Here is a 25,345-nt window from a genome sequence, read left to right as displayed (position 1 = left end):
CTCATTAAGAAAAACAACACATTATTTAGGCGAAAAAATATTTTTAGGATAAATCGCAAAATAGTTATACTTTTGCGCCTCCAAAAAATAGGATTCGTTTAAATAATGTGTTCTATTGTTTTGTATTTTAATAATTAATAATTAATATTTTATGTCTGGGTTAATTGGTAGAAAAATCGGCATGACCAGTATTTTCGATGAAAACGGGAAAAATATTCCTTGTACTGTAATCGAAGCTGGACCATGTGTTGTTACCCAAGTCAGAACCAATGCGGTTGACGGGTATGAAGCGTTGCAACTTGGTTTCGATGACAAAAATGAGAAACATTCCACAAAAGCTGATCTAGGTCACTTTAAAAAAGCGGGAACTGTAGCTAAGAAAAAAGTCGTTGAGTTCAAGTACTTCGAAGAAGAATACAAATTAGGTGATGTACTCACTGTAGATCTTTTTGTAGAAGGCGAATTTGTAGATGTTCAAGGTGTATCAAAAGGTAAAGGTTTTCAGGGTGTTGTTAAGCGTCACGGTTTTGGTGGGGTTGGACAGTCTACACATGGTCAGCACAACCGTTTGAGAGCGCCGGGATCTGTAGGAGCTTCTTCTTATCCTTCCAGAGTATTCAAAGGAATGCGTATGGCAGGTAGAATGGGAACTGATAATGTAACTGTTCAGAACTTAAGAGTTTTGAAAGTGGTTGCTGAGAAGAACCTGCTTTTAGTAAAAGGATGTGTTCCAGGACACAATAACTCTTATGTAATCATTCAGAAGTAATGGAAGTAAAAGTTTTAAATATCAACGGAAAAGAAACTGGCAGAACGATTACTCTTTCTGATTCAGTATTCGCAATTGAGCCAAATAATCACGCGGTATACCTTGATGTTAAGCAATATCTTGCTAATCAAAGACAAGGAACTCACAAATCTAAAGAGAGAGCTGAGGTAACCGGAAGTACGCGTAAGATTAAAAAGCAAAAAGGAACCGGTACAGCTCGTGCTGGTAGCGTTAAGAACCCTTTGTTTAAAGGTGGAGGTACAGTTTTCGGACCAAGACCAAGAAGTTATTCATTCAAATTGAATAAAAACTTGAAGCGTTTGGCAAGAAAATCTGCTTTCTCAATCAAAGCAAAAGAGTCAAATATTATCGTATTAGAAGACTTCAATTTTGAAGTGCCAAACACTAAAAATTTCATTAACGTTTTGAAAGCTTTAGGGTTAGAGAATAAAAAATCTTTATTTGTGTTGGGAGAGTCGAATAAAAATGTATATTTGTCCTCACGCAATTTAAAGGCGTCTAGCGTTGTAACTAGTTCAGAATTAAGCACTTACGCTATTTTGAATGCAAACAATTTAGTGCTTTTAGAAGGGTCTTTGGAAGGAATTCAAGAAAATTTAAGCAAATAATAGGCCATGAGTATCATAATTAAACCTATAATTACTGAGAAAATTACCAAAGATGGTGAGGTTTTCAATCGCTTTGGATTCATCGTTGACAAAAAAGCAAACAAAATCCAGATTAAGAATGCTATCGAGGCAGCTTACGGGATTACTGTTGTTGAAGTAAACACGATGAACTACAGAGCTGATAGATCTACTAAATATACTAAAAGTGGTATCATCAACGGAAAGACAAATGCTTACAAAAAAGCAATTGTTCAAGTACAAGAAGGAGAAACGATAGATTTTTATAATAATATCTAATAAATAAGGCAGAAACATGTCAGTTAGAAAATTAAAACCTATTACCCCGGGTCAGCGTTTTAGAGTTGTTAATGGTTTTGACGCCATTACAACTGATAAGCCGGAGCGCTCTTTGTTAGCACCGATAAAAAACTCAGGAGGTAGAAATAGTCAAGGAAAGATGACCATGCGTTATACGGGTGGTGGTCACAAGCAGCGTTATCGTATTATTGATTTCAAAAGAACAAAAGACGGAATTCCGGCTACTGTGAAATCAATCGAATACGATCCAAACCGTACTGCTTTTATCGCTTTGTTAGCTTATGCTGATGGAGCAAAAACTTATATTATCGCTCAAAACGGATTGCAGGTAGGTCAGAAAGTAGTTTCTGGTGCTGAAGCATCTCCAGAAATCGGTAATACATTGCCTTTGAGCAAAATTCCTTTGGGAACTGTTATTTCTTGTATTGAGTTGCGTCCTGGTCAGGGAGCTGTTATTGCTCGTTCAGCAGGAACTTTCGCTCAATTAATGGCAAGAGATGGAAAATATGCAACAATTAAAATGCCTTCAGGAGAAACAAGATTGATCTTGTTGACTTGTTCGGCTACAATTGGAGCAGTATCTAATTCTGATCATCAATTAGTAGTATCTGGTAAAGCAGGTAGATCTAGATGGTTAGGTAGAAGACCTAGAACAAGACCAGTTGCGATGAACCCTGTTGATCACCCAATGGGTGGTGGAGAAGGACGTTCTTCAGGAGGACACCCACGTTCAAGAAAAGGGTTGCCTGCTAAAGGTTACAGAACGCGTTCTAAGCAAAATCCGAGTAACAAGTATATCGTAGAACGTAGAAAGAAATAATAAGATATGGCACGTTCATTAAAAAAAGGACCTTTTGTTCACTATAAATTAGATAAGAAAGTTCAAGAAAATATTGAAAAAGGTAATAAAGGAGTTGTAAAGACTTGGTCTAGAGCTTCTATGATTACTCCAGATTTTGTTGGACAGACTATCGCAGTTCATAACGGTCGTCAGTTTGTACCAGTTTACGTAACAGAAAACATGGTAGGTCATAAATTAGGAGAATTTTCACCAACAAGATCTTTTAGAGGTCACGCTGGAGCAAAAAATAAAGGTAAAAAATAAGAAGAGCAATGGGAGTTCGTAAAAGAGAAAGAGCTGAAGGCATCAAAGAAGCTAACAAGCAAGTTGCCTTCGCAAAATTGAATAACTGCCCTACTTCACCTAGAAAAATGCGCTTAGTAGCAGATCTAGTAAGAGGTCAGAAAGTGGAAAGAGCCTTGAATATTTTAAGATTCAGCTCTAAAGAAGCTTCAAGAAAATTAGAAAAACTTTTGTTGTCTGCAATCAATAACTGGGAGCAGAAAAACAGCGAAGGTAATGTAGCTGAAGCAGGCTTGATTGTTAAAGAGATCAGAGTAGATGGTGGAATGATGTTGAAAAGACTTCGTCCGGCTCCACAAGGTCGTGCACACAGAATTAGAAAACGTTCTAACCACGTAACTATCGTGTTGGGACAATTAGATAACACACAAAGCAATTAATAAGATGGGACAAAAGACAAATCCAATTGGAAACAGACTTGGTATCATCAGAGGATGGGATTCAAACTGGTATGGTGGAAATGATTACGGTGACAAACTTGCCGAAGATCACAAAATCAGAAAGTATATCCACGCTCGTTTATCAAAAGCTAGTGTATCAAAAGTAATCATCGAGAGAACTTTGAAGCTTGTAACCGTTACTATCACTACTGCCAGACCAGGTATTATTATCGGGAAAGGTGGCCAAGAGGTAGACAAGTTGAAAGAAGAGCTTAAGAAAATTACTGACAAAGAGGTTCAAATCAACATCTTTGAAATTAAAAGACCGGAGCTTGATGCTTACTTAGTGGCTACAAGTATCGCTCGTCAAATCGAAAGTCGTATTTCATACAGAAGAGCTATTAAAATGGCTATTGCGGCTGCAATGCGTATGAACGCTGAAGGTGTGAAAGTTATGATTTCAGGTCGTTTGAATGGTGCTGAAATGGCGCGTTCGGAAATGTTCAAAGAAGGTAGAATTCCTCTATCAACTTTCAGAGCTGACATTGATTATGCACTTGCTGAAGCTCATACTACTTACGGTAGAATGGGAATCAAAGTGTGGATCATGAAAGGTGAGGTTTACGGCAAGAGAGATTTGTCTCCACTAGTTGGAATGGACAAAAAACAAGCCGGAAGCGGTAAAGGCGGAGATGCTCCTCGTGGCAAATCTGACAGACCAGGCAAATCAAACCCACGTAAAAGAAAGTAAATTTTTAAATTAAAGAAAAATGTTACAGCCTAAAAGAACAAAATACCGCAAGGTACAGAAGGGTAGAATGAAAGGTAACTCTCAAAGAGGGCACGAACTTTCTAACGGAATGTTTGGTATTAAATCTGTTCATGAAACTGGAATGTTCCTTACTTCTCGCCAAATCGAAGCTGCACGTATCGCTGCAACTCGTTACATGAAAAGAGAAGGACAATTATGGATTAAAATATTTCCAGATAAACCAATCACTAAGAAGCCTCTTGAAGTACGTATGGGTAAAGGTAAAGGTGCAGTTGAATATTGGGCTGCAGTTGTTAAACCCGGAAGAATTATGTTTGAGGTAGGTGGTGTGCCTTTGTCAGTTGCAAAAGAAGCTTTGCGTCTTGCAGCACAAAAACTTCCTGTTAAAACTAAGTTTGTCGTAGCTAGAGATTTCGAAGCATAATCAATTTTTATTATGAAACAATCAGAAATTAAAGATCTGTCTGTAGCTGAGTTGCAAGAAAAACTTGGTCAATTAAGAAAGACATATGCCGACCTAAAAAATGCTCACGCAATTTCTCCAATTGAAAACCCGCTTCAAATCAGAAGTTTGAGAAGATCAGTTGCAAGAATCGCTACAGAGTTAAGCAAAAGAGAGTTACAGTAATTGTATTCTGCTAAAAGATGGAAAAAAGAAATTTAAGAAAAGAGAGAATAGGTGTTGTTACTAGCAACAAAATGGAGAAATCTATTGTTGTTTCTGAAACAAAAAAAGTAAAACACCCGTTATACGGTAAGTTCGTGTTGAAAACTAAGAAATATGTAGCACACGACGAAACAAACGACTGTAACATTGGAGATACTGTAAGAATCAGCGAAACGCGTCCTTTAAGTAAATCAAAATGTTGGAGACTAGTTGAAATCATTGAAAGAGCTAAATAATTATGGTACAACAAGAATCAAGACTAAAAGTAGCAGATAACACAGGAGCTAAAGAAGTTTTAACTATCCGTGTTTTAGGAGGTACCAAAAGAAGGTATGCCTCTGTTGGTGACAAGATTGTAGTATCTATCAAAGATGCAACTCCAAACGGAAACGTGAAAAAAGGAGCTGTTTCAACTGCAGTTGTTGTACGTACCAAAAAAGAAGTGAGAAGAGCTGATGGTTCTTATATCCGTTTCGATGACAATGCATGTGTTCTTTTGAATGCTGCAGGAGAAATGAGAGGAACTCGTGTTTTTGGTCCAGTAGCAAGAGAACTTCGTGAGAAACAATTCATGAAGATTGTATCATTAGCACCAGAAGTGCTTTAATTATTTACAAGATGATAAAGCTAAAAATCAAATCAGGAGATACAGTAAAAGTTATCGCTGGCGACCATAAAGGTGCAGAAGGTAAGGTTTTACGTGTTGATCGTGAAAAAAATAAAGCGATTGTTGAAGGTGTAAACATGGTTTCAAAACACACGAAACCAAGTGCGAAAAACCCTCAAGGTGGTATCGTTAAGAAAGAAGCTCCAATTCATATCTCAAACATTGCTCTTATAGATCCTAAGACTAAAAAGGCTACAAGAACAGGTGTGAAAGTAGAAGGAGATAAGAAAGTAAGATTTTCAAAAAAATCTAATCAAGTATTATAGTGATGGCTTATATACCTAGACTAAAACAAGAGTATAAGGACAGAGTTATCTCTGCTCTTAAAGAAGAATTTGGTTACAAAAATGTAATGCAAGTTCCTAAATTGGAAAAAATCGTTTTGAGCCGCGGAGTTGGTGCTGCAGTATCTGATAAAAAACTTATCGATTATGCAGTTGATGAGTTGACTAAAATTACAGGTCAAAAAGCAGTAGCGACTATATCTAAAAAAGACGTAGCGTCATTCAAATTGAGAAAAGGAATGCCAATTGGTGCAAAAGTTACTTTGCGTGGCGAAAGAATGTATGAATTCTTAGACAGATTGATTACATCTTCATTGCCTCGAGTAAGAGACTTCGGCGGAATCAAAGCTACTGGTTTTGATGGAAGAGGAAATTACAACCTTGGAGTTTTGGAGCAAATCATTTTCCCTGAAATTGATATTGATAAAGTAAACAAAATCTCTGGTATGGATATTACCTTTGTAACATCTGCAAAAACAGATAAAGAAGCGAAGTCATTATTAGCAGAATTAGGATTACCTTTTAAAAAGAATTAAGTTATGGCTAAAGAATCAATGAAAGCCCGTGAGGTAAAAAGAGAAAAAACGGTAGCTAAGTATGCTGAAAAAAGAAAAGCTTTATTAGAAGCTGGAGATTATGAAGGCCTACAAAAATTACCGAAAAATGCTTCTCCTGTTCGTTTGCACAACCGTTGCAAATTGACTGGAAGACCTAGAGGGTATATGCGTCAATTCGGTATTTCACGTGTAACTTTCCGTGAAATGGCTAACCAAGGATTGATACCAGGAGTTAAAAAAGCCAGCTGGTAAAATCAAAAATTTTGTTTTCTCGACAGATAGTTGTAAGTTTGCCGGATTTTTGCCGCGAACCGGCAACTATCTGTCGATTAATTAGTAAGTTTTAATGGTTTCAGGTTCTACCGGAAAGTCCGGGACGAATACCAAAACCGCAATTTTAATTATATGTATACAGATCCTATTGCGGATTATTTGACAAGAGTTAGAAACGCTGTGGCTGCAAACCACAAAGTCGTTGAAATTCCTGCTTCTAATCTTAAAAAAGAAATCACAAAGATTTTATTTGATCAAGGATATATCTTGAGCTACAAGTTTGAGGACAACTCTGTACAGGGTTCAATCAAAATTGCTCTGAAGTATGATAAAGATACTAAAGAGCCGGTTATCAAAGATATCCAAAGAATTAGTAAACCAGGTTTGCGTAAATATGCAGGTGCTGCTAAACTTCCAAGAATCCTTAACGGATTAGGTATTGCTATTGTTTCAACATCAAGAGGTTTGATGACTGGAAAACAAGCTAAGCAATTGAACATTGGTGGAGAGGTAATCTGCTACGTATACTAATTTTAAACGACTTATTAAGATGTCAAGAATAGGAAAAAACCCAATCGCAATCCCTGCTGGAGTGACTGTTGAAGTTGCTGAAGGTGTGATTACGGTAAAAGGAAAATTAGGTCAGCTTACTCAGGAATATTCTAATGTTACTGTAAAAGTTGAAGATGGTCAAGTTCAGGTTGAAAGAGCATCTGATCAGAAAGAAGAGAGAGCAAAACACGGATTGTACAGAGCGTTAATCAATAACATGATTGTTGGTGTATCTGAAGGTTTTACAAAGGAATTGGAATTGGTTGGAGTAGGTTACAGAGCTTCTAATCAAGGACAAAAACTTGATTTGGCTCTAGGATTTTCACACAATATCATTTTAGATATTGCTCCTGAAGTAAAATTGGAGACAGTTTCTGAAAAAGGTAAGAACCCAATCGTAAAATTAACATCTTTCGATAAACAACTTGTAGGACAGGTAGCTGCGAAAATCAGAAGTTTCCGTAAGCCAGAGCCATACAAAGGAAAAGGAGTTAAGTTTGTTGGTGAAGTATTAAGAAGAAAAGCAGGTAAATCAGCTTAAAAATAAAAGATTATGTCATTAACAAAATCTGAAAGAAGACAGAGAATTAAATTCAGAATCAGAAAAATCGTAAGCGGTACTGCTGCTAAACCAAGACTTTCTGTATTCAGAAGTAACAAAGAAATCTATGCACAGCTCATAGACGATGTAAATGGTGTTACTTTATTGGCTGCTTCCTCTAGAGAGAAAGAAGTAGATACTAAAGGTACAAACGTAGAAGTTGCAGCAGCAGTTGGAAAACTGGTAGCTGAAAAAGCGTTGAAAGCCGGAATTGAAACCGTTACCTTCGATAGAGGCGGATATCTATATCACGGTCGTATTAAATCATTAGCAGAAGGCGCTAGAGCGGCTGGACTTAAATTCTAAGAAATTATGTATCATAAATACAAAAACGTAGAGTTAGTAAAACCAAGTGGACTTGAATTAAAGGACCGTTTGGTGAGTGTAAACCGTGTAACTAAAGTTACTAAGGGTGGTAGAGCTTTCGGATTTTCTGCAATTGTAGTTGTAGGTGACGAGAATGGTGTAGTTGGACATGGACTTGGAAAATCTAAAGATGTTTCTGAAGCTATTGCTAAAGCAGTAGAAGATGCAAAGAAAAATCTTGTGAAAATTCCATTGAGCAGCAAAACTGTTCCTCACGAACAAAAAGGTAAATTTGGTGGAGCGCGTGTATTCTTGATGCCTGCATCTCATGGTACAGGAGTTATCGCTGGTGGAGCTGTTCGTTCAGTTCTTGAATCAGTAGGTATTCACGACGTATTATCAAAATCTCAAGGTTCTTCAAACCCTCATAACGTGGTAAAAGCAACTTTTGATGCTTTATTGCAAATGAGAAGCGCTTATACTGTTGCAAAACAGAGAGGTGTTTCTTTGGAGAAAGTTTTTAAAGGTTAATTCAAGGAAAAATGGCAAAATTATTAGTAAAACAAGTTAGAAGCAAAATCAACTGTCCTCTATCTCAAAAAAGAGGTCTTGAAGCTTTAGGTCTTCGTAAAATGGGACAAGTTGTGGAGCATGAGTCAAATCCTGCTATCCTTGGGATGATAAACAAAGTAAAACACTTAGTTTCTGTTGAAGAAGCTAAATAACAAATTATAGTTATGAATTTAAGTAACTTACAGCCAGCTGAAGGCTCAACACACAATCAAAACAAAAGATTAGGTAGAGGAGAAGGTTCTGGAAAAGGTGGTACTTCTGCAAGAGGTCACAAAGGAGCTAAGTCTCGTTCTGGTTACTCTAAAAAGATTGGTTTTGAAGGAGGTCAGATGCCACTTCAAAGACGTGTGCCTAAATTTGGTTTTAAAAACATCAATCGTAAAGAATACGAAGGTGTAAACCTTGATACGCTTCAAGCTTTGGTTGATAATGGCATTGTTACAGATAACACTGTTGATATGACAGTTTTCGTAGCTAACCGTTTGGCAACTAAAAACGAAATCGTAAAGATTTTGGGTAGAGGTGAATTAAAAGCTAAATTAAAGGTAACCGCACATAAATTTACTGCTACTGCAAAAGCTGCTATCGAAGCTGCCGGAGGAGAAGCTGTAACTTTGTAATCCTTAATAATCAAGATGAAGAAGTTTATAGAATCGTTAAGCAATGTTTGGAAGATTGAAGAGCTAAAAAACAGAATTTTAGTTACTCTTGGATTGTTATTGGTGTATCGTTTTGGAGCACAAGTAACGCTTCCAGGGATTGATGCGACTAAGTTACATGGACTTACTGATCAAACAAAAGAAGGAATCGGATGGTTAATCGATGTATTTACAGGTGGTGCGTTTTCGCAGGCATCTGTATTTGCATTAGGTATTATGCCATACATCTCTGCATCTATCGTAGTTCAATTGATGGGTATTGCTGTGCCTTACCTTCAAAAGCTACAAAAAGACGGTGAAAGCGGAAGAAAGAAAATGAATCAAATCACGCGTTGGTTGACTATCGTAATTACGTTGGTTCAGGCTCCGGGTTATATTTTCAACCTTTACAGAACTTTACCGGGAGAAGCTTTCCTTTCTAATGTGAACCCAGGATTGATCTCACCTTTTGCATTCCAGTTCTTGTCTGTTGTAATACTTGTTTCAGGTACTATCTTCGCGATGTGGCTTGGAGAAAAAATTACAGATAAAGGAATCGGAAACGGTATATCGTTATTGATTATGGTGGGTATTATTGCGAGAATGCCACAAGCATTCATCCAGGAATTCTCTACCAGAGTAACAAACAATAACGGTGGTCCAATGCTTTTGGTTTTCGAAGTAATAATTTGGTTGCTCGTCATCGTAGCTTGTGTTCTATTAGTTATGGCGGTTCGAAAAATTCCGGTACAGTATGCACGCCGTACGGTATCAGGTGAATTCGAACAGGCAGGAAACAGACAATGGATTCCTCTGAAGCTGAATGCTTCCGGAGTTATGCCAATCATCTTTGCTCAGGCAATTATGTTCATTCCTGCAGCTTTGGCTGGTTTATCTAGCTCAGAAACAGCTACTTCAGTTAGTACAGCTTTCCAGAATATTTTTGGATGGCAGTATAACTTGGTTTTCGCCTTGTTAATCATAGTTTTTACTTACTTTTACACCGCAATTACAGTACCTACAAATAAAATGGCAGATGATTTGAAAAGAAGCGGCGGTTTTATCCCAGGAATCAAACCTGGTGCTGAAACTTCAGAATTCTTAGATAAGATTATGTCTTACATCACATTCCCAGGTTCATTATTCCTTGCTTTGATCGCCGTGTTCCCGGCAATCGTTGTAACTATTTTGAATGTACAACCATCTTGGGCTTTGTTTTACGGAGGTACATCGTTATTGATTATGGTTGGAGTTGCAAGTGATACTATCCAGCAAATTAATTCTTATTTGTTGAACAAGCATTACGATGGTTTGATGAAAAGTGGTAAAAATAGAAAAGCAGTAGCTTAATTTTTATGGCAAAACAATCAGCAATAGAACAAGACGGATCCATCATCGAAGCATTATCAAATGCGATGTTCCGTGTAGAGTTAGAAAATGGACATATTGTAATAGCTCACATCTCTGGGAAAATGCGTATGCATTACATCAAATTATTGCCTGGCGATAAAGTGAAGCTGGAAATGAGCCCTTACGATTTGTCAAAAGCAAGAATTACTTATAGATACTAAAGCTATTAAAATGAAAGTAAGAGCATCAGTTAAAAAAAGAAGTGCCGAGTGCATCATCGTACGAAGAAAAGGAAGATTGTACGTTATTAATAAAAAGAATCCTAGATTTAAACAAAGACAAGGATAGTTATGGCAAGAATAGCAGGGGTAGATATACCTAAAAACAAAAGAGGAGTTATCGCTTTAACTTATATCTTCGGGATAGGAAAAAGCAGAGCTATTGAGATTTTAGAAAAAGCTCAAGTTAGCCAGGATACTAAAGTTCAAGATTGGAATGATGATGAAATTGGAGCTATCCGTGAGGCAGTTTCCTACTTCAAAATTGAAGGTGAATTGCGTTCTGAAATTTCATTGAACATCAAACGTTTGATGGATATCGGATGTTATAGAGGAATTCGTCACAGATCTGGTCTTCCGTTAAGAGGACAAAGAACTAAAAACAACTCTAGAACTAGAAAAGGTAAAAGAAAAACTGTTGCTAACAAGAAAAAGGCAACTAAATAATAAGTAGTATGGCTAAGGCAAGTACAAAAAAACGTAAAGTTATCGTTGAATCAACAGGCGAAGCTCATATTAATGCAACTTTTAACAACATCATCATCTCTTTGACTAACAAAAAAGGTGAAGTTATTTCTTGGTCTTCTGCAGGTAAGATGGGATTCAGAGGTTCTAAAAAGAACACTCCGTATGCCGCTCAAATGGCAGCTGAAGATTGCAGCAAAGTAGCGTTAGAAGCTGGACTTAAAAAAGTGAAAGTTTATGTAAAAGGACCAGGAAACGGACGTGAGTCTGCTATCCGTTCTATTCATAACGGCGGAATTGAAGTAACAGAAATCATTGACGTTACTCCAATGCCACACAACGGATGTCGTCCTCCAAAAAGACGTAGAGTTTAATTAATATTTAAGTATAACTAGGTAGAATCTAAGATTATCGGAGGATATGACCTGAATTCATAATCTCTACCTTAATTAATTTTTAAAATGGCAAGATATACTGGTCCAAAAACTAAAATTGCTCGTAAATTCGGCGAGGCAATCTTCGGAGATGACAAAGCCTTCGAAAAAAGAAATTATCCACCGGGACAACACGGATTGGCTAAAAAAAGAGGTAAGAAATCTGAATATGCTATCCAGTTAATGGAAAAGCAAAAAGCTAAGTATTCTTATGGAATCTTGGAAAAACAATTCAGAAACTTATTCGAAAAAGCTTCTGCTACTAAAGGAGTAACAGGTGAAGTTCTTTTACAACTTTGTGAGGCAAGACTTGATAACGTAGTTTTCAGAATGGGAATCGCTCCATCAAGAAGAGCTGCACGTCAAATCGTTTCTCACAGACACATCACTGTTAACGGTGAAGTTGTAAACATCCCTTCATATCACTTGAAACCTGGAGATAAAGTTGCCGTTCGTGAAAAATCTAAATCTTTAGAAGCTATCGAGCGTTCATTATCTAATTCAAGTCACGTTTACGAGTGGATTACTTGGAACAACGACCTTAAAGAAGGTACTTTCGTTTCAGTTCCAGCGAGACTTCAAATCCCAGAAAACATTAAAGAGCAACTAATCGTAGAGTTGTATAACAAATAATAAGACACTAGTCGAACATATGGCAATATTTAATTTTCAGAAGCCCGATAAAGTTATCATGATCGATTCAACCGATTTCGAAGGTAAGTTTGAATTCAGACCTTTGGAACCTGGTTACGGATTGACTGTTGGTAATGCACTTAGACGAGTCTTGCTTTCCGCTTTAGAAGGATATGCAATAACATCTGTTCGTATCGAAGGTGTAGATCACGAGTTTTCTACAATTTCAGGAGTAGTGGAAGACGTTACAGAAATCATCCTAAATCTTAAACAAGTACGTTTCAAGCGTCAGATTGAAGATATAGACAATGAATCTGTTTCTATCTCAATTTCTGGTAAAGACCAGATTACTGCTGGAGATTTTCAAAAATTTATTTCTGGTTTCCAAGTATTGAACCCGGAATTGGTTATCTGCAACTTAGATAGCAAAGTTAACTTGAATATGGAGTTGACTATTGAAAAAGGTAGAGGATACGTTCCTGCAGAAGAGAATAAAAAACAAAACGCTGCAATCGGTACTATTTTTACGGATTCTATCTTTACACCGGTAAAGAACGTGAAATATGCTATCGAGAACTTCCGTGTTGAGCAAAAAACAGATTACGAAAAACTAGTTTTCGAAATCAAGACTGACGGATCTATCAATCCTAAAGATGCTCTTACTGAAGCTGCTAAAGTTTTGATTCACCATTTCATGCTGTTCTCTGATGAAAGAATAACACTTGAAGCTGATGAAATCGCTCAGACAGAATCTTATGATGAAGAATCATTACACATGAGACAATTGCTTAAAACTAAGCTTGTTGATATGGATTTGTCTGTTAGAGCTTTAAATTGCTTGAAAGCGGCTGAAGTTGATACACTTGGAGATCTAGTATCTTTCAATAAGAATGACTTAATGAAGTTCCGTAATTTCGGTAAAAAATCATTAACTGAGCTTGATGAGCTTGTTGCAGTGAAAAATTTACATTTCGGAATGGATTTAACAAAGTATAAATTAGATAAAGAATAATCTAATCCCGAATTCGTTCGAGATTAAATTTCAATAGCAATGAGACACGGAAAAAAAATCAATCACTTAAGCAGACAGGCATCGCACAGAAAAGCTATGTTGTCTAATATGGCTTGTTCTCTAATCGAACACAAACGTATTAACACTACTGTTGCTAAAGCTAAAGCGCTTAAACAATATGTTGAGCCTTTGATTACTAAATCAAAAGAAGACACTACTCATAACAGACGTATTGTTTTTTCTTACCTTAAAAATAAGTATGCTGTAACTGACCTTTTCAGAGATGTTGCTGCAAAAGTTGGAGATCGTCCAGGTGGATACACTCGTATCATCAAACTTGGAAATCGTTTAGGAGATAACGCTGATATGGCGATGATCGAACTAGTTGATTTCAACGAACTATACAACGGAGGTAAAAAAGAAGTTAAAAAAGCGAAAAGCCGTCGTGGTGGTAAGTCTACTAAGAAAGCAGAAGAAACTGCTGTCGAAGAGGCTCCAAAAGCTGAAACTCCAGCTGCACCGGCTGCAGAAACTTCTACTGATGCTGCTGAATAATGAAGAAATTCATTTCATAAATAAAAAAGGGATAAGCTATTATAGTTTATCCTTTTTTTTTGCCGTTTGAAAATGGTCTATCGAGAAATAAATTTTTAGAAACTCTAAAATTGAATTAAATTTGCAACCGCATTCCATAACTACACAACACAACAATAAAAAATGAAATACACAACACGACAAAAAGCAATTCTCCTTCTTAGTGACGGAACCATCTTTTACGGGAAATCTATAGGTATAGAAGGAACTACTTTTGGCGAAGTCTGCTTTAATACAGGAATGACAGGCTATCAGGAAATTTTTACAGACCCGTCCTATTTTGGCCAAATTATGGTGGCAACAAATGCCCATATTGGTAATTATGGAGTGAATGAGGAAGATGTAGAATCCGATCAGATTATGATTTCGGGATTAGTCTGCAAAAACTTTTCTTTTAATTATTCGCGTGCCAATTCTTCCGGTAGCCTTGAGGACTACTTTAAGAAGCAGAATTTAATATGCATTTCTGATGTAGATACCAGGGCTCTGGTAAGCTACATTCGGGATAATGGCGCTATGAATGCCGTAATTTCTACCGATGGGAAATCTATTGAAGAATTAAAAGAAATGCTGGCAAAAGTGCCTAATATGGAAGGTTTGGAGTTAGCATCCAAAGTTTCTACCAAAGCACCTTATTTTGTAGGTGAAGAAACGGCTACATATAGAATTGCAGCTTTGGATTTGGGAATCAAGAAAAATATATTGAGAAATCTTGCCAAAAGAGATTGTTATATAAAAGTTTTCCCTTTTGATACGACCTATGAAGAGATGAAAGCTTTTAATCCTGATGGATTTTTCCTTTCCAATGGTCCTGGTGATCCGGATCCTCTTTTTGGAGCTATAGAAATAGCAAAGAAAATTTTATCCAATGATGATCCTGTGTTTGGAATCTGTCTTGGGCATCAGGTTTTGGCGCTTGCTAACGGAATCCCAACCTATAAAATGTTTAACGGGCACAGAGGGATAAACCATCCAGTAATGAATGTTATTACAGGAAAAGGAGAAATAACTTCCCAAAACCACGGATTTGCGGTAAATCGTGAAGCGTTGGAAAAACATCCGGATTTGGAAATAACCCATCTTCATATTAACGACGGAACCGTTGCCGGTATGCGAATGAAAAATAAAAATTGCTTTTCAGTACAGTATCACCCGGAAGCAAGTCCGGGACCGCATGATTCATCTTATTTATTTGATCAGTTTATTGAGAATATCAAAAGCTGTGTAGCAAAATAAAAATAAATCAGAATAAAAAAGAGCCACTTTATAAAGTGGCTCTTTTTTTTTGTAAACTGCGAGCAGATTATTGCTTAATTACCTTAATGGTTTTAGTTTGTCCCTCTGCAGTTACTTTTACTAAATAAGATCCTGATGGCAAACCAGACATGTCAATATCGCCATTAGTGTCATTAATTGTTTTTGAAACCACATTTTGACCTAATAAGTTAAAGATGCTTACATCTGAAATGTTTTGGTCGTAAGATAGGTTCAAAATGTTGCTAACAGGATTCGGATAAGCTTTGAAATTAGCGTTATTGAATCCAGGAACACCTAATGCAGGAACCCAGGCTGAAATTGAGAATGGCTCATCTTCATCGTTACCATTTTCCCATACTCTGATATAGAAAATTTCTCCTGTTAATCTTCCTGACAGGGTAATTCTTGAATAATTTCCTGTTGCAGCAGCACTGTTATCATTGCATACTATTAATTCTAAAGCATTACAAGTGCCTTTGTATACTGCTAATCCCGAGTCAAAACCAGTATCGTCTGAAGCGGTTGATTTGCCAGTCCCGATAGTTAAATTTCCAATAGTGCCACCAGGCATAACCACTTTGTACCAAACATCGCCGCCATTATAGCCAGCGCATCCCGGAGCAGGAATAGTGGCTGTCAGGGCAGAATCTGTTGCATCAGTTACTGTTGAATTGACAGCTCCACCTGCAAAAGATGTTGAAGCGGTCAGCGTTATAGCATTAGCGCAATCGTCATTCGCAGGCATATTCATGGTCCTTACACAAATATTAAAAGTAGTTGATCCTATGGTATCACCGCTATAGCTAAATACTCTAACATAATACGCTGTACCAATAGTTAATCCACTAATAATACTCATATTATCATTACTGGTAGAAATGCTTGCCAATTGTCCGCCACAAGTTCCCTCGAACACTTCATGAACAAGGTCTGATAGTTCACCTTCCACATTTGTGAGGGTTATTTTGTGAAAAGTTGCAGTAGCTACAAAAGTATACCAAACGTCATCATCAGCAGTACCTACACTACTTGGTCTTTCACCTGAATCAGTAGCGCCGGCTATTGTTCCTGCTGTTGTTGAAGTACAGGATGCATTAGTGTTTACGGTAAGCGCTATTGCATCTGTACAATTGTCATTTGCAGGAGGGGCTGTTCTAGAACCAATGCAGATATCAAAAGTGGTTGAATCTGATGGGCTTGTATAATAAGTATATACCCTAACATAATAAGTATTGCCAATAGTCAAGCCGGTAACAAAATGTGAATTGGAATTGCTGGAATTTAGTATAGTCATCAAACCGCAAGAACCGTCCATTACTTCATGTGCTAGATTAGTTATATTTCCTTCTACATTCAGAATCTTTATTGCGTGTGATGTTGCGGTAGCAACAAAACTAAACCATACGTCATCATCTGCGGTTCCTGTATCTGCATCGATTCCGGAATCGGTAGCGCTTACCAAGGTTCCTGAAGTTGTTGATGTACAGTTAAGGTCAGGGTTTACAGTTAGTGCAATAGCACCGGCACATTCATCATTAACCGGAGGCGGTGGAAATGCTGTAATGCAGATGTCAAAAGTCGTTGTTTCTGCCTTTGTGCTACCAATTGTAAATACTCTTACATAATAGGTAGAGTCAACTGAAAGCCCGGAAACAATACTCGAATTAGGGTCGCTGGAGCTAAATACGTATAGTGCGCCGCAAGTGCCGTCCAGTACTTCGTGTACTAAATTGGTTATGTCGCCATTAACGTTTGTTAGTGATATTTTGTGAGTATTAGCTGTTGCTAAAAAACTATACCAAACATCATCGTCAGCAGTTCCTGTCTGGGCTGTGATACCTGAATTGGTTGCGCTGACTAATGTTCCGGATGTAGTTGTGGTACATAATAGGTTTTCGTTCATTGTCAAAGCTATCGCGCCGGCACATTCATCATTAGCTGGTGCTGGTGGAGGAACGCTAATGCAAAGGTCGAAAGTTGTGGATTCAGCAATATTACCGCCGCTATAAGTAAAAACTCTAAGATAATAGGTGTTACCAATGGTTAGGCCGGAAATAAGACTCGAATAAGGAATACTTGTGTGCACACTTTCAAGCTGGCCTCCACAGCTTCCTTTAAATACCTCGTGTACAAGGTCGGTTAAATCGCCATTTACATTCAACAGCCTAATTCTATGAGAAGTTGCTGTGGCTACAAAAGTGTACCAAACATCATCGTCTGAACGACCTATATATGAGAAGCTTTCGTTTGAATTTGTAGCGCTAACCAATGTACCAGCAGTTTTTATCGTGCATGAGTCATCCGTGTTTATCTGAACCGCTACAGCATTCACACATTCATCATTAGCTGGTGGTGGGGGAGGAACGCTTACGCAAACTTTAAACGTAGTTGTTTGTGAATTACTAAGAAAAAGACTGAATACTCTTAAATAATACGTTGAGCCAACAGTTAAGCCGCTAACAAGGCTTGAGTCAGGATTGCTGGAGCTTAATATGGATAATGTTCCACAGCTTCCACTGATGACTTCATGAACCAAATTTGTAGTGTCGCCTCTGATGTCAGACAGTTTTATTCTGAGTGAAGTTGCCGTTGCAACAAAACTATACCATACGTCGTCGTTTGGGAATCCTGTGGCTGATGCAAGGCCTGAATCTGTAGCGTAGGCTAGTGTGCCTTCTGTTGTAGAAATGCAAGATGGACCAGGTATACTAGGACTTAAAGTAAGTGCAATTGCGCCTGTACAATTGTCATTTACAGGAGGAATTCGTGGAGGTGTACCAATGCAGATGTCAAAAGTGGTTGATTCGGATCGCCTTGTTCCATAAGTATATACTCTAACATAATAAGTATTGCCAACAGTCAAATCGGTAACAGTGTTCGAGCCGGGAAAGCTGGAATTTGGTCTAGTCATCAAACTACAGGAGCCACTCATCACTTCGTGTGTTAGAGTAGTTATATCTCCTTCTATATTCAGAATATTTATTGTGTGCTGTCTTGCGGTAGCAACAAAACTAAACCATACATCATCATCCGCTGTTCCCCTAATTGCAGGAATTCCAGAATCAGTAGCGCCTACTAATGTTCCTGACATGTGAGATGTGCACGACATGTTGGAGTTAACGGTTAGAGAAATGGCATTAGTACACTCATCATTGCTGGGAGCTTGGGCATATGCCTGCCAATAAAAGGCAAATAATGCCAAGAAAAATAATTTTTTTTTCATTAGTTAGTTTTGATTAAAAGCGACTAAATATCGAGATATTTATGTGAAAAAGCAATGTGTAATTAAAATTTGGCTATTCTGAATTAGAATTTGTATTCTGTGGATGATAAACCAGAATAACTTTTAGTTTGTAAAATATAGATAAATAGATCTGGTTTTGTAGTAAAATAAAAAGAGCCACTGTAAAGTGGCTCTTTTATTTTGAAATCTGTTTCCAGATTATTGCTTCATCACCTTAATGGTTTTAGTTTGTCCCTCTGCAGTTACTTTTACTAAATAAGATCCAGTCGGCAAGTTAGACATGTCGATTGTACCATTAGTATCATTAATTGTTTTGGAAACCACATTTTGACCCAATAAGTTAAAGATGCTTACGTTAGAAATGTTCTGGTCGTAAGATAGATTCAAAATATTGCTAACAGGATTCGGATAAGCTTTGAAATTAGCGTTATTGAATCCAGGAACACTTAATGTAGGACTCCAGGCAGAGATTGAGAAAGCTTCTTCTTCATCGTTACTGTATTCCCACACTCTGATATAAACTGTTTCTCCTGCTGTTCTTCCGGTCAGGTTGATTTTTGAATAATTTGCGCTACCTCCATCATCATTACAATCGATTAATTCTAAAGCATCGCAAGTTCCTGAATAAATTGCCAACCCTGAATCAAAGCCGGTAACGCTTGACCCGACTGGATTGCCGGTTTCAATGGTTAGTTTTCCATCTGCAGGAATAACTACTTTATACCAAACATCACCGCCCTCATAACTGGCACATTCCGGATCCGGAATAGTGGCTGAAAGAGAAGAATCTGTAGCGCCTGCTACAGTTGAATTCACAGCTCCGCCGGCATATGTTGTAGCAGCAGTCAAAGTGATGGCATTTGCACAATCATCATTTGCAGGTGGTGGAGGTGTAGTACCAACACAAATATCAAAATTGGTAGATCCAATTTCATCACTACTATAACTGAATACTCTTAAATAGTAAGTAGTACCAACAGTTAATCCGCTAACCACACTTGTATCAGGATCGCTGATAGATATGCTTATCAATTGTCCTCCACAAGTTCCTTCAAAAACTTCATGAACAAGATCAGATGGTTCTCCTTCTACGTTCAGAAGTGTCACTCTATGTGAAGTTGCCGTAGCTACAAAAGTATACCAAACATCATCGTCTGCTGTTCCAACACTGCTTTCCGATTCTCCCGAATCCGTAGCGCCGGCAATTGTACCTGCCGTTGTAGAAGCACAGGATGCGTCTGCATTTACAGTAAGAGCGATTGCATTTGTACAGTCATCATTTGCCGGAGGGGCAGGCTGAGAACCAATACAGATATCAAAAGTTGTTGATTCCGGCACGTCAGAATAATAGCTGTATACCCTAACATAATAAGTACTGCCAACAGTCAGGTCTGTAGCGAAACTTGAATTGCTATCGCTTGAGTATAGTAAAGACAATGTGCCGCAAGTACCTTCAAACACTTCGTGTACTAAATCTGTTTCGTCTCCTTCTACATTTATAAGATTTATTTTGTGAGATGTTGCAGTAGCTACAAAACTGTACCATACATCATCATCTGCTTCTCCTGTATCCGTTTCAATTCCGGAATCCGTAGCGCTTACCAATGTTCCTGAAGTTACAGTTGTACAGTTAAGATCAGAGTTGACAGTTAAGGCAATAGCACCAGCACATTCATCATTCGCTGGAGCCGGTGGAAATGTTCCTATACAAATATCAAAAGTTGTTGATTCTGAAGCAGTACTTCCGTAAGTAAACACCCTTACATAATAAGTCATGCCAACAGTTAATCCGGAAACTGTACTTTGATCATAGTCGCTTGAGTTTAAAATGTTTAATCCTGCACATGTACCATCCAGTACTTCATGTACCAAATCGGTTTGGTCGCCCTCAACGTTTGAAAGTGTTATTTTGTGAGTAGCAGCAGTAGCTACAAAGCTATACCATACATCATCATCTGCTGTTCCTGTATCGGCTTCGATTCCGGAATTTGTAGCACTTGCCAATGTTCCTGAAGTTGTTGATGTACAGTTGAAATCAGGGTTTACAGTTAAAGCAACGGCTCCTGCACATTCGTCGTTAGCTGGTGCCGCTGGCGGAACGCTGATACAAAGGTTAAAAGTAGTCGATTCGGCAGCAGCAGAACTATAAGTGAATACTCTAAGGTAATAAGTAGTTCCAACTGTTAGTCCGGAAACAAGGCTTGATTCAGGATCGCTTGCGTGTAAGCTTATAAGCTGGCCACCACAAGTTCCCTGGAATACTTCGTGTACAAGATCGGTAATATCACCGTTTATATTTAACAGCTTAATTCTGTGTGCAGTCGAGGTGGCTACAAAGGTGTACCAAACATCATCATTTGAATTACCAACACTTGATTCGCTTTCATTTGAATCAGTAGCGCTAACCAGTGTTCCTGCGGTTTTTAAAGTACATGAATCGTTTGTGTTTACTTGAACGGCTATTGCATTAGCACAATCGTCGTTAGCAGGTGGAGCCGGAGGAACGCTTACACAGATGTTAAAGGTTGTCGATTCCGAAGGGCTGCTTCCGTAACTGAATACTCTTACGTAATAAGTAGTGCCTACGGTAAGGCCGCTAACCAGGCTTGAATCAGGATCGCTTGAGTTTAGTACAATCAATGAACCGCAAACGCCGTCCATTACTTCGTGAACCAAATCTGTATTATCTCCACTGCTGTCAATTAATTTTATTCTGTGAGAAGTAGCAGTAGCTACAAAACTATACCACACGTCATCATCTGCAGTTCCTGTACTGGTTGAAATTCCAGAATCTGTAGCGCCAATAAGTGTTCCTGGTGTTACAGAAGCACATGGTGTATTGGCCGGATTTACAGTCAAAGAAATTGCAGTTGTACATTCGTCATTGGTTAATTCCGGTAAAGTAGTTATACAGATGTCGAAAGTAGTCAATGCCGGACTCGATCCGTATGAAAACACTCTTACATAATAAGTACTGCCAACGGTTAAACCGCTAACAAGACTAGATTCAGGATCGCTGGAACTCAATATGTTCAAGGAGCTACAAGTGCCATCCATTACTTCGTGTACCAAATCGGTTGCGTTGCCATCAATGTTTAAAAGTGAAATTTTGTGAGATGTTGCTGTAGCTACAAAGCGATACCATACATCGTCGTCTGCAGTTCCCGTTTCCGTGCTAACGCCAGAATCGGTAGCGCCAGCCAAAACTCCTGTAGCGACAGAAGTGCAGGTCAGGCCTGAATTAGGTGTTAAAACTACGGCATTTGTACATTCATCATTTGTTAACGCTGGTAAAGTGCCTACACAAATATCAAATGTTGTTGTGACAGCGTCATCATAATAACTGTAAACCCTTACATAATACGTAGTTCCAATTGTCAATCCGGAAACAACACTTGTGTTAGGATCCCTGGAACTCAGGATGTTTAATGTTCCGCAAGTTCCGCTCATGACCTCATGGGCTAAATCGGTGTCATCACCTTCTACATTTAATAGGCTGATTTTGTGTGTTGTTGCTGTTGCAACGAAGCTATACCACACATCATCATCGGCAGTACCGGTATCTGCTTCGATTCCGGAGTCTGTAGCGCCTGCTAATGTTCCGGCAGTTTTCGATGTGCAGGACAAGTTGGTGTTAACGGTTAGCGAAGTGGCATTGGCACAGTCATCATTGCTGGGAGCCTGTGCATAGGCATGGCAATAAAAGGCAAGTAATGCCCAAAAAAATAGATTTTTTTTCATTAGTTAGTTGTTTGATTAATAGCACCTGAATTTCGGCGTATTTGCGCAAAAAAACAAAAACTAATTAGAATTTAGCGGTTTTGAATTAGAATTTGCAATTGTGTTTTGAAGGCATATCAAACAGATACAATTAAAAACACTCATTTTTAGACGATAACCAAAATGTTTTTCGCTTTTAAGATTCAAAAATAGAAAGGTACTCATTCAATGAATGAAAAAGAGCCGCTTCAAAGCGGCTCTTTTATCTAAGATATTTTCAATTATTGCTTAATCACCTTTATAGCTTTTGTTTCTCCATCAACAGTTATTTTTACTAAATAGGTTCCGGATGGCAGGTCGGACATATCAATTTTTCCATTAGTGTCATTGATTGTTTTGGAAGCCACATTTTGTCCCAACAGGTTAAGGATTTTCACATTAGAAATGTTTTGGATATAAGACACGTTGAGCATATCTTTAACAGGATTGGGATAGGCTTTAAAATTAGCGTTATTAAAAGCAGTTGTGCCTAATGTTGGGCTCCAGGCAGAAATGGAAAATTGTGCAAATTCATTGTTAACATACTCCCATACTCTAATATATATAGTTTCTCCCGCTGTTCTTCCGGTTAAGTTGATTTTTGAATATCCAAATTCTACATCTCCTTCGTCATTGCATTCTATAAATTCTAAAGTGTCACAGTTGCCGGAGTATACTGTTATTGTAGAATCAAAACCACTGTTTCCTGAGGTGGTAGGATCACCGGTTTCAATAATTAAGTTGCCATCGGCAGGAATAACAGTCTTAAACCAAACATCAGCACCGGCTTCCCCGCATGCTGATTCAGGTATTGTTTCTGGAGAATTTGTTGCGCCTGCTACGTTTGAATTGACAGCCCCACCGGCATAAGTTGTAGTCGGAGTCAGAGTTATGGCATTAGCACATTCATCGTTGACAGGTGGTTGAGGAAGTGTTCGGACACAAATATCAAAAGTTGTTGATAGTATTTGCCCTTCATTATAACTATATGCTCTTAGATAATAAGTATTGCCAACTGTTAGTCCGTTGATAACACGAGAATCAGGATTATTCTCTATAAGTCTTTCTAAATGTCCGCCACACGTTCCTTCTAATATCTCAAGAATAATATGAGTTTGATCGCCTTCAAGATTCTGCAAGCTTACGCCAAGTGAAGTTGCCGGAGCCACAAAAGTAAACCATACGTCATCATCTGCGCTTCCTATTGGTGTTGGAATTCCGGAGTCTGTAGCACCGGTTATTGTTCCTGCTGTTTTTATTGTACAGGTTGCATCAGTGTTTACTGTAAGAGCAATTGCTCCCGTACAATTATCATTTGAAGGAGGAGGAGGCAAGATGCTGATACAGATATCAAATGCTGTTGAATCCTGGGGATAGGATCCATAGCTAAACACTCTTATATAATAAGTATTGCCTACTGTCAGTCCGGAAACAATACTTGAATTGGATTCGGTAGAATTTAAAGCAACCAGTGAACCGCAGTTGCCGTCCATTACTTCATGTACCAGATCGAAATTGATACTATTCTTAAATAATTTTATTTTGTGCGATGTTGTCGTTGCAACAAAGCTATACCATACATCATCGTCTGCGGTTCCTGTTATGGTTGGAATGCCTGAATTAGTGGCACTTACTACTGTTCCTGAAGTTATTGAGGTACAGTTGGAATCAGAGTTTATGGATAGAGCGACAGCGCCAGAACACTCATCATTGGCAGGAGGAGGTGGAAGCTGATTAACACAAATTGTAAAGGTTGTCGATTCTGAGGGATGGTTTTCAAAGGTAAAGACCCTTACATAATAGGTATTGCCAATGGTTAATCCTCTAATGCTGCTATTGTTTATATAGCTGGAATTCATAATACCGAATAATTCGCAACTACCGTCAAATACTTCATGTACTAATTCCGTCATGTCGCCTTCAATGTTGTTAAGCACTATTTTATGACCTGTGGCTGTGGCTACAAATTTAAACCACACATCATCATCAGCGATTCCAATATTGGCATTATATCCTGAGTTTGTTGCGCCAACCAGTGTTCCTGATGTAGTCGTCATGCAGGATTGGTCCTGGTTTACTGTCAAAGTTATGGCATTAGTGCATTCGTCATTAACCGGAGCAGGGGGAGGCATGCTGATACAGAGATCAAAGGTTGTAGATTCAGATGCAAAGTCATCATAACTAAACACCCTCAAGTAATAGGTAGTGCCAATAGTAAGGCCTGAAACAATATTTGGCTCACGGTTGCTTGTATAATGGCTTATCAGCTGGTTTCCGCAACTTCCTTCAAATACTTCATATATAAGATTGGTTACATCACCATTTATGTTTAGTAGTCTGATCCTGTGTGAAGTTGCAGTGGCTGCAAAAGTATACCATACGTCATCATCTGCAATGCCTATATTGGGCTCCCCTTCATTTGAATTGGTAGCGCTTACTAATGTGCCTGCAGTTTTTAAAGTGCAGGAAGTATCCGTATTTACCGGCACAGATATAGCATTGTTGCATTCGTCATTTGCAGGTGCATCAGGAGCAACACATACACAGATACTAAATGTTGTTGGTTCGGGCGTAGTACTGCCATAGCTGAACACTCTTATGAAGTAAGTCGAACCTACTGTCAGGCCTGTGACAAAACTCGAATTATAATTGCTTGAGCTTAATACGGATAATGAGCCGCAACTCCCATCCATAACTTCATGGACCAAAGCTGTATCATTGTTAAGATCAATCAGCTTGATTCTATGTGAGGTGGCTGTAGCGATAAAGCTGTACCATACATCATCATCTGCTGTCCCTTTATTGGATGGAATTCCTGAATCTGTTGCGCCCTCTAGTGTTCCCGCAGTAGTTAATGTACAGGATACATCAGAATTAACGGCTAGAGAAATTGCATTGATACAATTATCATTACTCGGAATCTGTGCATAAGCTTGATAACAGAAGATAGATAATACTAAAAAAAATAAAAATTTCTTCATAATAAGTTAGTTTTTTGTTTTTGTTTAACTAAATTATAACATTTAATTGAATATAAATGCATTTTATGTTTTAAAATTTAACTTTTAAATTAAAAATATAATTTTGTTACGTAAATATTTGATAGTGTGTTAAAAAATCAATTTGTAACTTTTATTGTAAAAAGGGTGAAGAAATAAATGACAAATGCTAAAACGTTTGCGTTTATAA

32 protein-coding genes are annotated in these 25,345 nt (G+C 38.0%); 29 read left to right on the top strand and 3 right to left on the bottom strand.

Annotation, left to right across the window (positions count from 1 at the left end; all coding sequences use genetic code 11):
• Positions 1–151: 151 nt before the first annotated feature.
• From rplC to carA, 29 genes are all read left to right on the top strand, one after another.
• Complete coding sequence (gene rplC, locus BGO88_RS15495; RefSeq protein WP_056068839.1) at positions 152–769, top strand: 50S ribosomal protein L3; 618 nt, start codon at positions 152–154, stop codon at positions 767–769.
• Complete coding sequence (gene rplD, locus BGO88_RS15490; protein WP_101472849.1) at positions 769–1,398, top strand: 50S ribosomal protein L4; 630 nt, start codon at positions 769–771, stop codon at positions 1,396–1,398. The genes rplC and rplD overlap by 1 nt, the downstream gene beginning before the upstream one ends.
• 6 nt (positions 1,399–1,404) lie before the next feature.
• Positions 1,405–1,695, top strand: coding sequence for a 50S ribosomal protein L23 (gene rplW, locus BGO88_RS15485; RefSeq protein WP_056068835.1), 291 nt, complete (start codon positions 1,405–1,407; stop codon positions 1,693–1,695).
• A 16-nt stretch (positions 1,696–1,711) separates the two neighbouring features.
• Positions 1,712–2,536, top strand: coding sequence for a 50S ribosomal protein L2 (gene rplB, locus BGO88_RS15480; RefSeq protein ID WP_056068833.1), 825 nt, complete (start codon positions 1,712–1,714; stop codon positions 2,534–2,536).
• A 6-nt stretch (positions 2,537–2,542) separates the two neighbouring features.
• Positions 2,543–2,821: a 30S ribosomal protein S19 gene (rpsS, locus tag BGO88_RS15475; protein ID WP_014085019.1), complete on the top strand. Its 279-nt coding sequence runs from the start codon at positions 2,543–2,545 to the stop codon at positions 2,819–2,821.
• Between the two features lie 8 nt (positions 2,822–2,829).
• A complete protein-coding gene (rplV, locus tag BGO88_RS15470) occupies positions 2,830–3,240 on the top strand; it encodes a 50S ribosomal protein L22 (protein WP_056068831.1) in 411 nt (136 codons plus the stop codon).
• 4 nt (positions 3,241–3,244) lie between these two features.
• Complete coding sequence (rpsC, locus tag BGO88_RS15465) at positions 3,245–3,991, top strand: 30S ribosomal protein S3 (protein WP_056068830.1); 747 nt, start codon at positions 3,245–3,247, stop codon at positions 3,989–3,991.
• 19 nt (positions 3,992–4,010) lie between these two features.
• Positions 4,011–4,436, top strand: a complete 426-nt coding sequence (rplP, locus tag BGO88_RS15460) for a 50S ribosomal protein L16 (protein ID WP_056068828.1) — start codon at positions 4,011–4,013, stop codon at positions 4,434–4,436.
• A 12-nt stretch (positions 4,437–4,448) separates the two neighbouring features.
• The gene (gene rpmC, locus BGO88_RS15455; RefSeq protein WP_056068826.1) at positions 4,449–4,640 is read left to right on the top strand and encodes a 50S ribosomal protein L29; all 192 of its coding nucleotides are present in this window, start codon (positions 4,449–4,451) and stop codon (positions 4,638–4,640) included.
• Between the two features lie 17 nt (positions 4,641–4,657).
• Complete coding sequence (rpsQ, locus tag BGO88_RS15450) at positions 4,658–4,915, top strand: 30S ribosomal protein S17 (protein WP_026710306.1); 258 nt, start codon at positions 4,658–4,660, stop codon at positions 4,913–4,915.
• A 2-nt stretch (positions 4,916–4,917) separates the two neighbouring features.
• Complete coding sequence (rplN, locus tag BGO88_RS15445) at positions 4,918–5,286, top strand: 50S ribosomal protein L14 (RefSeq protein ID WP_007803649.1); 369 nt, start codon at positions 4,918–4,920, stop codon at positions 5,284–5,286.
• Positions 5,287–5,297: 11 nt separating this feature from the next.
• Positions 5,298–5,612 carry a 50S ribosomal protein L24 gene (gene rplX / locus BGO88_RS15440; protein WP_056068824.1) on the top strand — a complete coding sequence of 105 codons (315 nt, stop codon included), beginning with the start codon at positions 5,298–5,300 and terminating at the stop codon, positions 5,610–5,612.
• Positions 5,613–5,614: 2 nt separating this feature from the next.
• The gene (gene rplE / locus BGO88_RS15435; RefSeq protein ID WP_056068822.1) at positions 5,615–6,166 is read left to right on the top strand and encodes a 50S ribosomal protein L5; all 552 of its coding nucleotides are present in this window, start codon (positions 5,615–5,617) and stop codon (positions 6,164–6,166) included.
• A 3-nt stretch (positions 6,167–6,169) separates the two neighbouring features.
• Entirely contained in the window at positions 6,170–6,439 is a 270-nt protein-coding gene (rpsN, locus tag BGO88_RS15430; protein WP_014085011.1) for a 30S ribosomal protein S14, read from the top strand.
• Positions 6,440–6,592: 153 nt separating this feature from the next.
• On the top strand, positions 6,593–6,991 hold the full coding sequence (gene rpsH / locus BGO88_RS15425) for a 30S ribosomal protein S8 (protein WP_056068820.1): 399 nt from the start codon (positions 6,593–6,595) through the stop codon (positions 6,989–6,991).
• A gap of 19 nt (positions 6,992–7,010) precedes the next feature.
• Positions 7,011–7,553, top strand: coding sequence for a 50S ribosomal protein L6 (gene rplF, locus BGO88_RS15420; RefSeq protein WP_056068817.1), 543 nt, complete (start codon positions 7,011–7,013; stop codon positions 7,551–7,553).
• A 12-nt stretch (positions 7,554–7,565) separates the two neighbouring features.
• Positions 7,566–7,919, top strand: a complete 354-nt coding sequence (gene rplR / locus BGO88_RS15415) for a 50S ribosomal protein L18 (RefSeq protein ID WP_056068815.1) — start codon at positions 7,566–7,568, stop codon at positions 7,917–7,919.
• Between the two features lie 6 nt (positions 7,920–7,925).
• Positions 7,926–8,450, top strand: coding sequence for a 30S ribosomal protein S5 (gene rpsE / locus BGO88_RS15410; protein ID WP_056068813.1), 525 nt, complete (start codon positions 7,926–7,928; stop codon positions 8,448–8,450).
• 11 nt (positions 8,451–8,461) lie between these two features.
• Positions 8,462–8,644, top strand: a complete 183-nt coding sequence (gene rpmD / locus BGO88_RS15405) for a 50S ribosomal protein L30 (protein WP_056068811.1) — start codon at positions 8,462–8,464, stop codon at positions 8,642–8,644.
• Between the two features lie 12 nt (positions 8,645–8,656).
• Complete coding sequence (rplO, locus tag BGO88_RS15400) at positions 8,657–9,112, top strand: 50S ribosomal protein L15 (RefSeq protein WP_056068809.1); 456 nt, start codon at positions 8,657–8,659, stop codon at positions 9,110–9,112.
• A 15-nt stretch (positions 9,113–9,127) separates the two neighbouring features.
• On the top strand, positions 9,128–10,480 hold the full coding sequence (secY, locus tag BGO88_RS15395; RefSeq protein ID WP_056068807.1) for a preprotein translocase subunit SecY: 1,353 nt from the start codon (positions 9,128–9,130) through the stop codon (positions 10,478–10,480).
• A 5-nt stretch (positions 10,481–10,485) separates the two neighbouring features.
• Positions 10,486–10,701, top strand: coding sequence for a translation initiation factor IF-1 (gene infA / locus BGO88_RS15390; protein WP_007136545.1), 216 nt, complete (start codon positions 10,486–10,488; stop codon positions 10,699–10,701).
• 10 nt (positions 10,702–10,711) lie between these two features.
• Positions 10,712–10,828, top strand: a complete 117-nt coding sequence (gene ykgO / locus BGO88_RS15385; RefSeq protein WP_002987490.1) for a type B 50S ribosomal protein L36 — start codon at positions 10,712–10,714, stop codon at positions 10,826–10,828.
• A gap of 2 nt (positions 10,829–10,830) precedes the next feature.
• Positions 10,831–11,205, top strand: a complete 375-nt coding sequence (rpsM, locus tag BGO88_RS15380) for a 30S ribosomal protein S13 (protein ID WP_056068805.1) — start codon at positions 10,831–10,833, stop codon at positions 11,203–11,205.
• A gap of 8 nt (positions 11,206–11,213) precedes the next feature.
• Entirely contained in the window at positions 11,214–11,597 is a 384-nt protein-coding gene (gene rpsK, locus BGO88_RS15375) for a 30S ribosomal protein S11 (RefSeq protein WP_023574076.1), read from the top strand.
• A gap of 87 nt (positions 11,598–11,684) precedes the next feature.
• A complete protein-coding gene (gene rpsD, locus BGO88_RS15370; RefSeq protein ID WP_056068803.1) occupies positions 11,685–12,290 on the top strand; it encodes a 30S ribosomal protein S4 in 606 nt (201 codons plus the stop codon).
• Between the two features lie 19 nt (positions 12,291–12,309).
• Complete coding sequence (locus BGO88_RS15365) at positions 12,310–13,302, top strand: DNA-directed RNA polymerase subunit alpha (protein WP_056068801.1); 993 nt, start codon at positions 12,310–12,312, stop codon at positions 13,300–13,302.
• A gap of 39 nt (positions 13,303–13,341) precedes the next feature.
• On the top strand, positions 13,342–13,857 hold the full coding sequence (rplQ, locus tag BGO88_RS15360) for a 50S ribosomal protein L17 (RefSeq protein WP_056068798.1): 516 nt from the start codon (positions 13,342–13,344) through the stop codon (positions 13,855–13,857).
• Between the two features lie 162 nt (positions 13,858–14,019).
• Positions 14,020–15,132: a glutamine-hydrolyzing carbamoyl-phosphate synthase small subunit gene (gene carA / locus BGO88_RS15355; RefSeq protein ID WP_286707467.1), complete on the top strand. Its 1,113-nt coding sequence runs from the start codon at positions 14,020–14,022 to the stop codon at positions 15,130–15,132.
• A gap of 67 nt (positions 15,133–15,199) precedes the next feature.
• On the opposite strand, the gene BGO88_RS15350 is transcribed toward carA, so the two are convergent.
• The 3 genes from BGO88_RS15350 to BGO88_RS15340 all read right to left on the bottom strand — a co-directional run bounded on the left by BGO88_RS15350 (position 15,200) and on the right by BGO88_RS15340 (position 25,137).
• Complete coding sequence (locus tag BGO88_RS15350) at positions 15,200–18,376, bottom strand: T9SS type A sorting domain-containing protein (protein WP_286707466.1); 3,177 nt, start codon at positions 18,374–18,376, stop codon at positions 15,200–15,202.
• Between the two features lie 219 nt (positions 18,377–18,595).
• Complete coding sequence (locus BGO88_RS15345; RefSeq protein WP_286707465.1) at positions 18,596–22,138, bottom strand: T9SS type A sorting domain-containing protein; 3,543 nt, start codon at positions 22,136–22,138, stop codon at positions 18,596–18,598.
• Positions 22,139–22,398: 260 nt separating this feature from the next.
• Positions 22,399–25,137, bottom strand: coding sequence for a T9SS type A sorting domain-containing protein (locus BGO88_RS15340; protein WP_286707464.1), 2,739 nt, complete (start codon positions 25,135–25,137; stop codon positions 22,399–22,401).
• Between the last annotated feature and the right edge of the window lie 208 nt (positions 25,138–25,345).

Source organism: Flavobacterium sp. 38-13 (assembly GCF_001899155.1).
Classification (GTDB): Bacteria; Bacteroidota; Bacteroidia; order Flavobacteriales; family Flavobacteriaceae; genus Flavobacterium; species Flavobacterium lindanitolerans.
The sequence above is the reverse complement of the archived record's forward strand: the minus strand, read 5'-3'. Positions and strand labels throughout refer to the sequence as shown.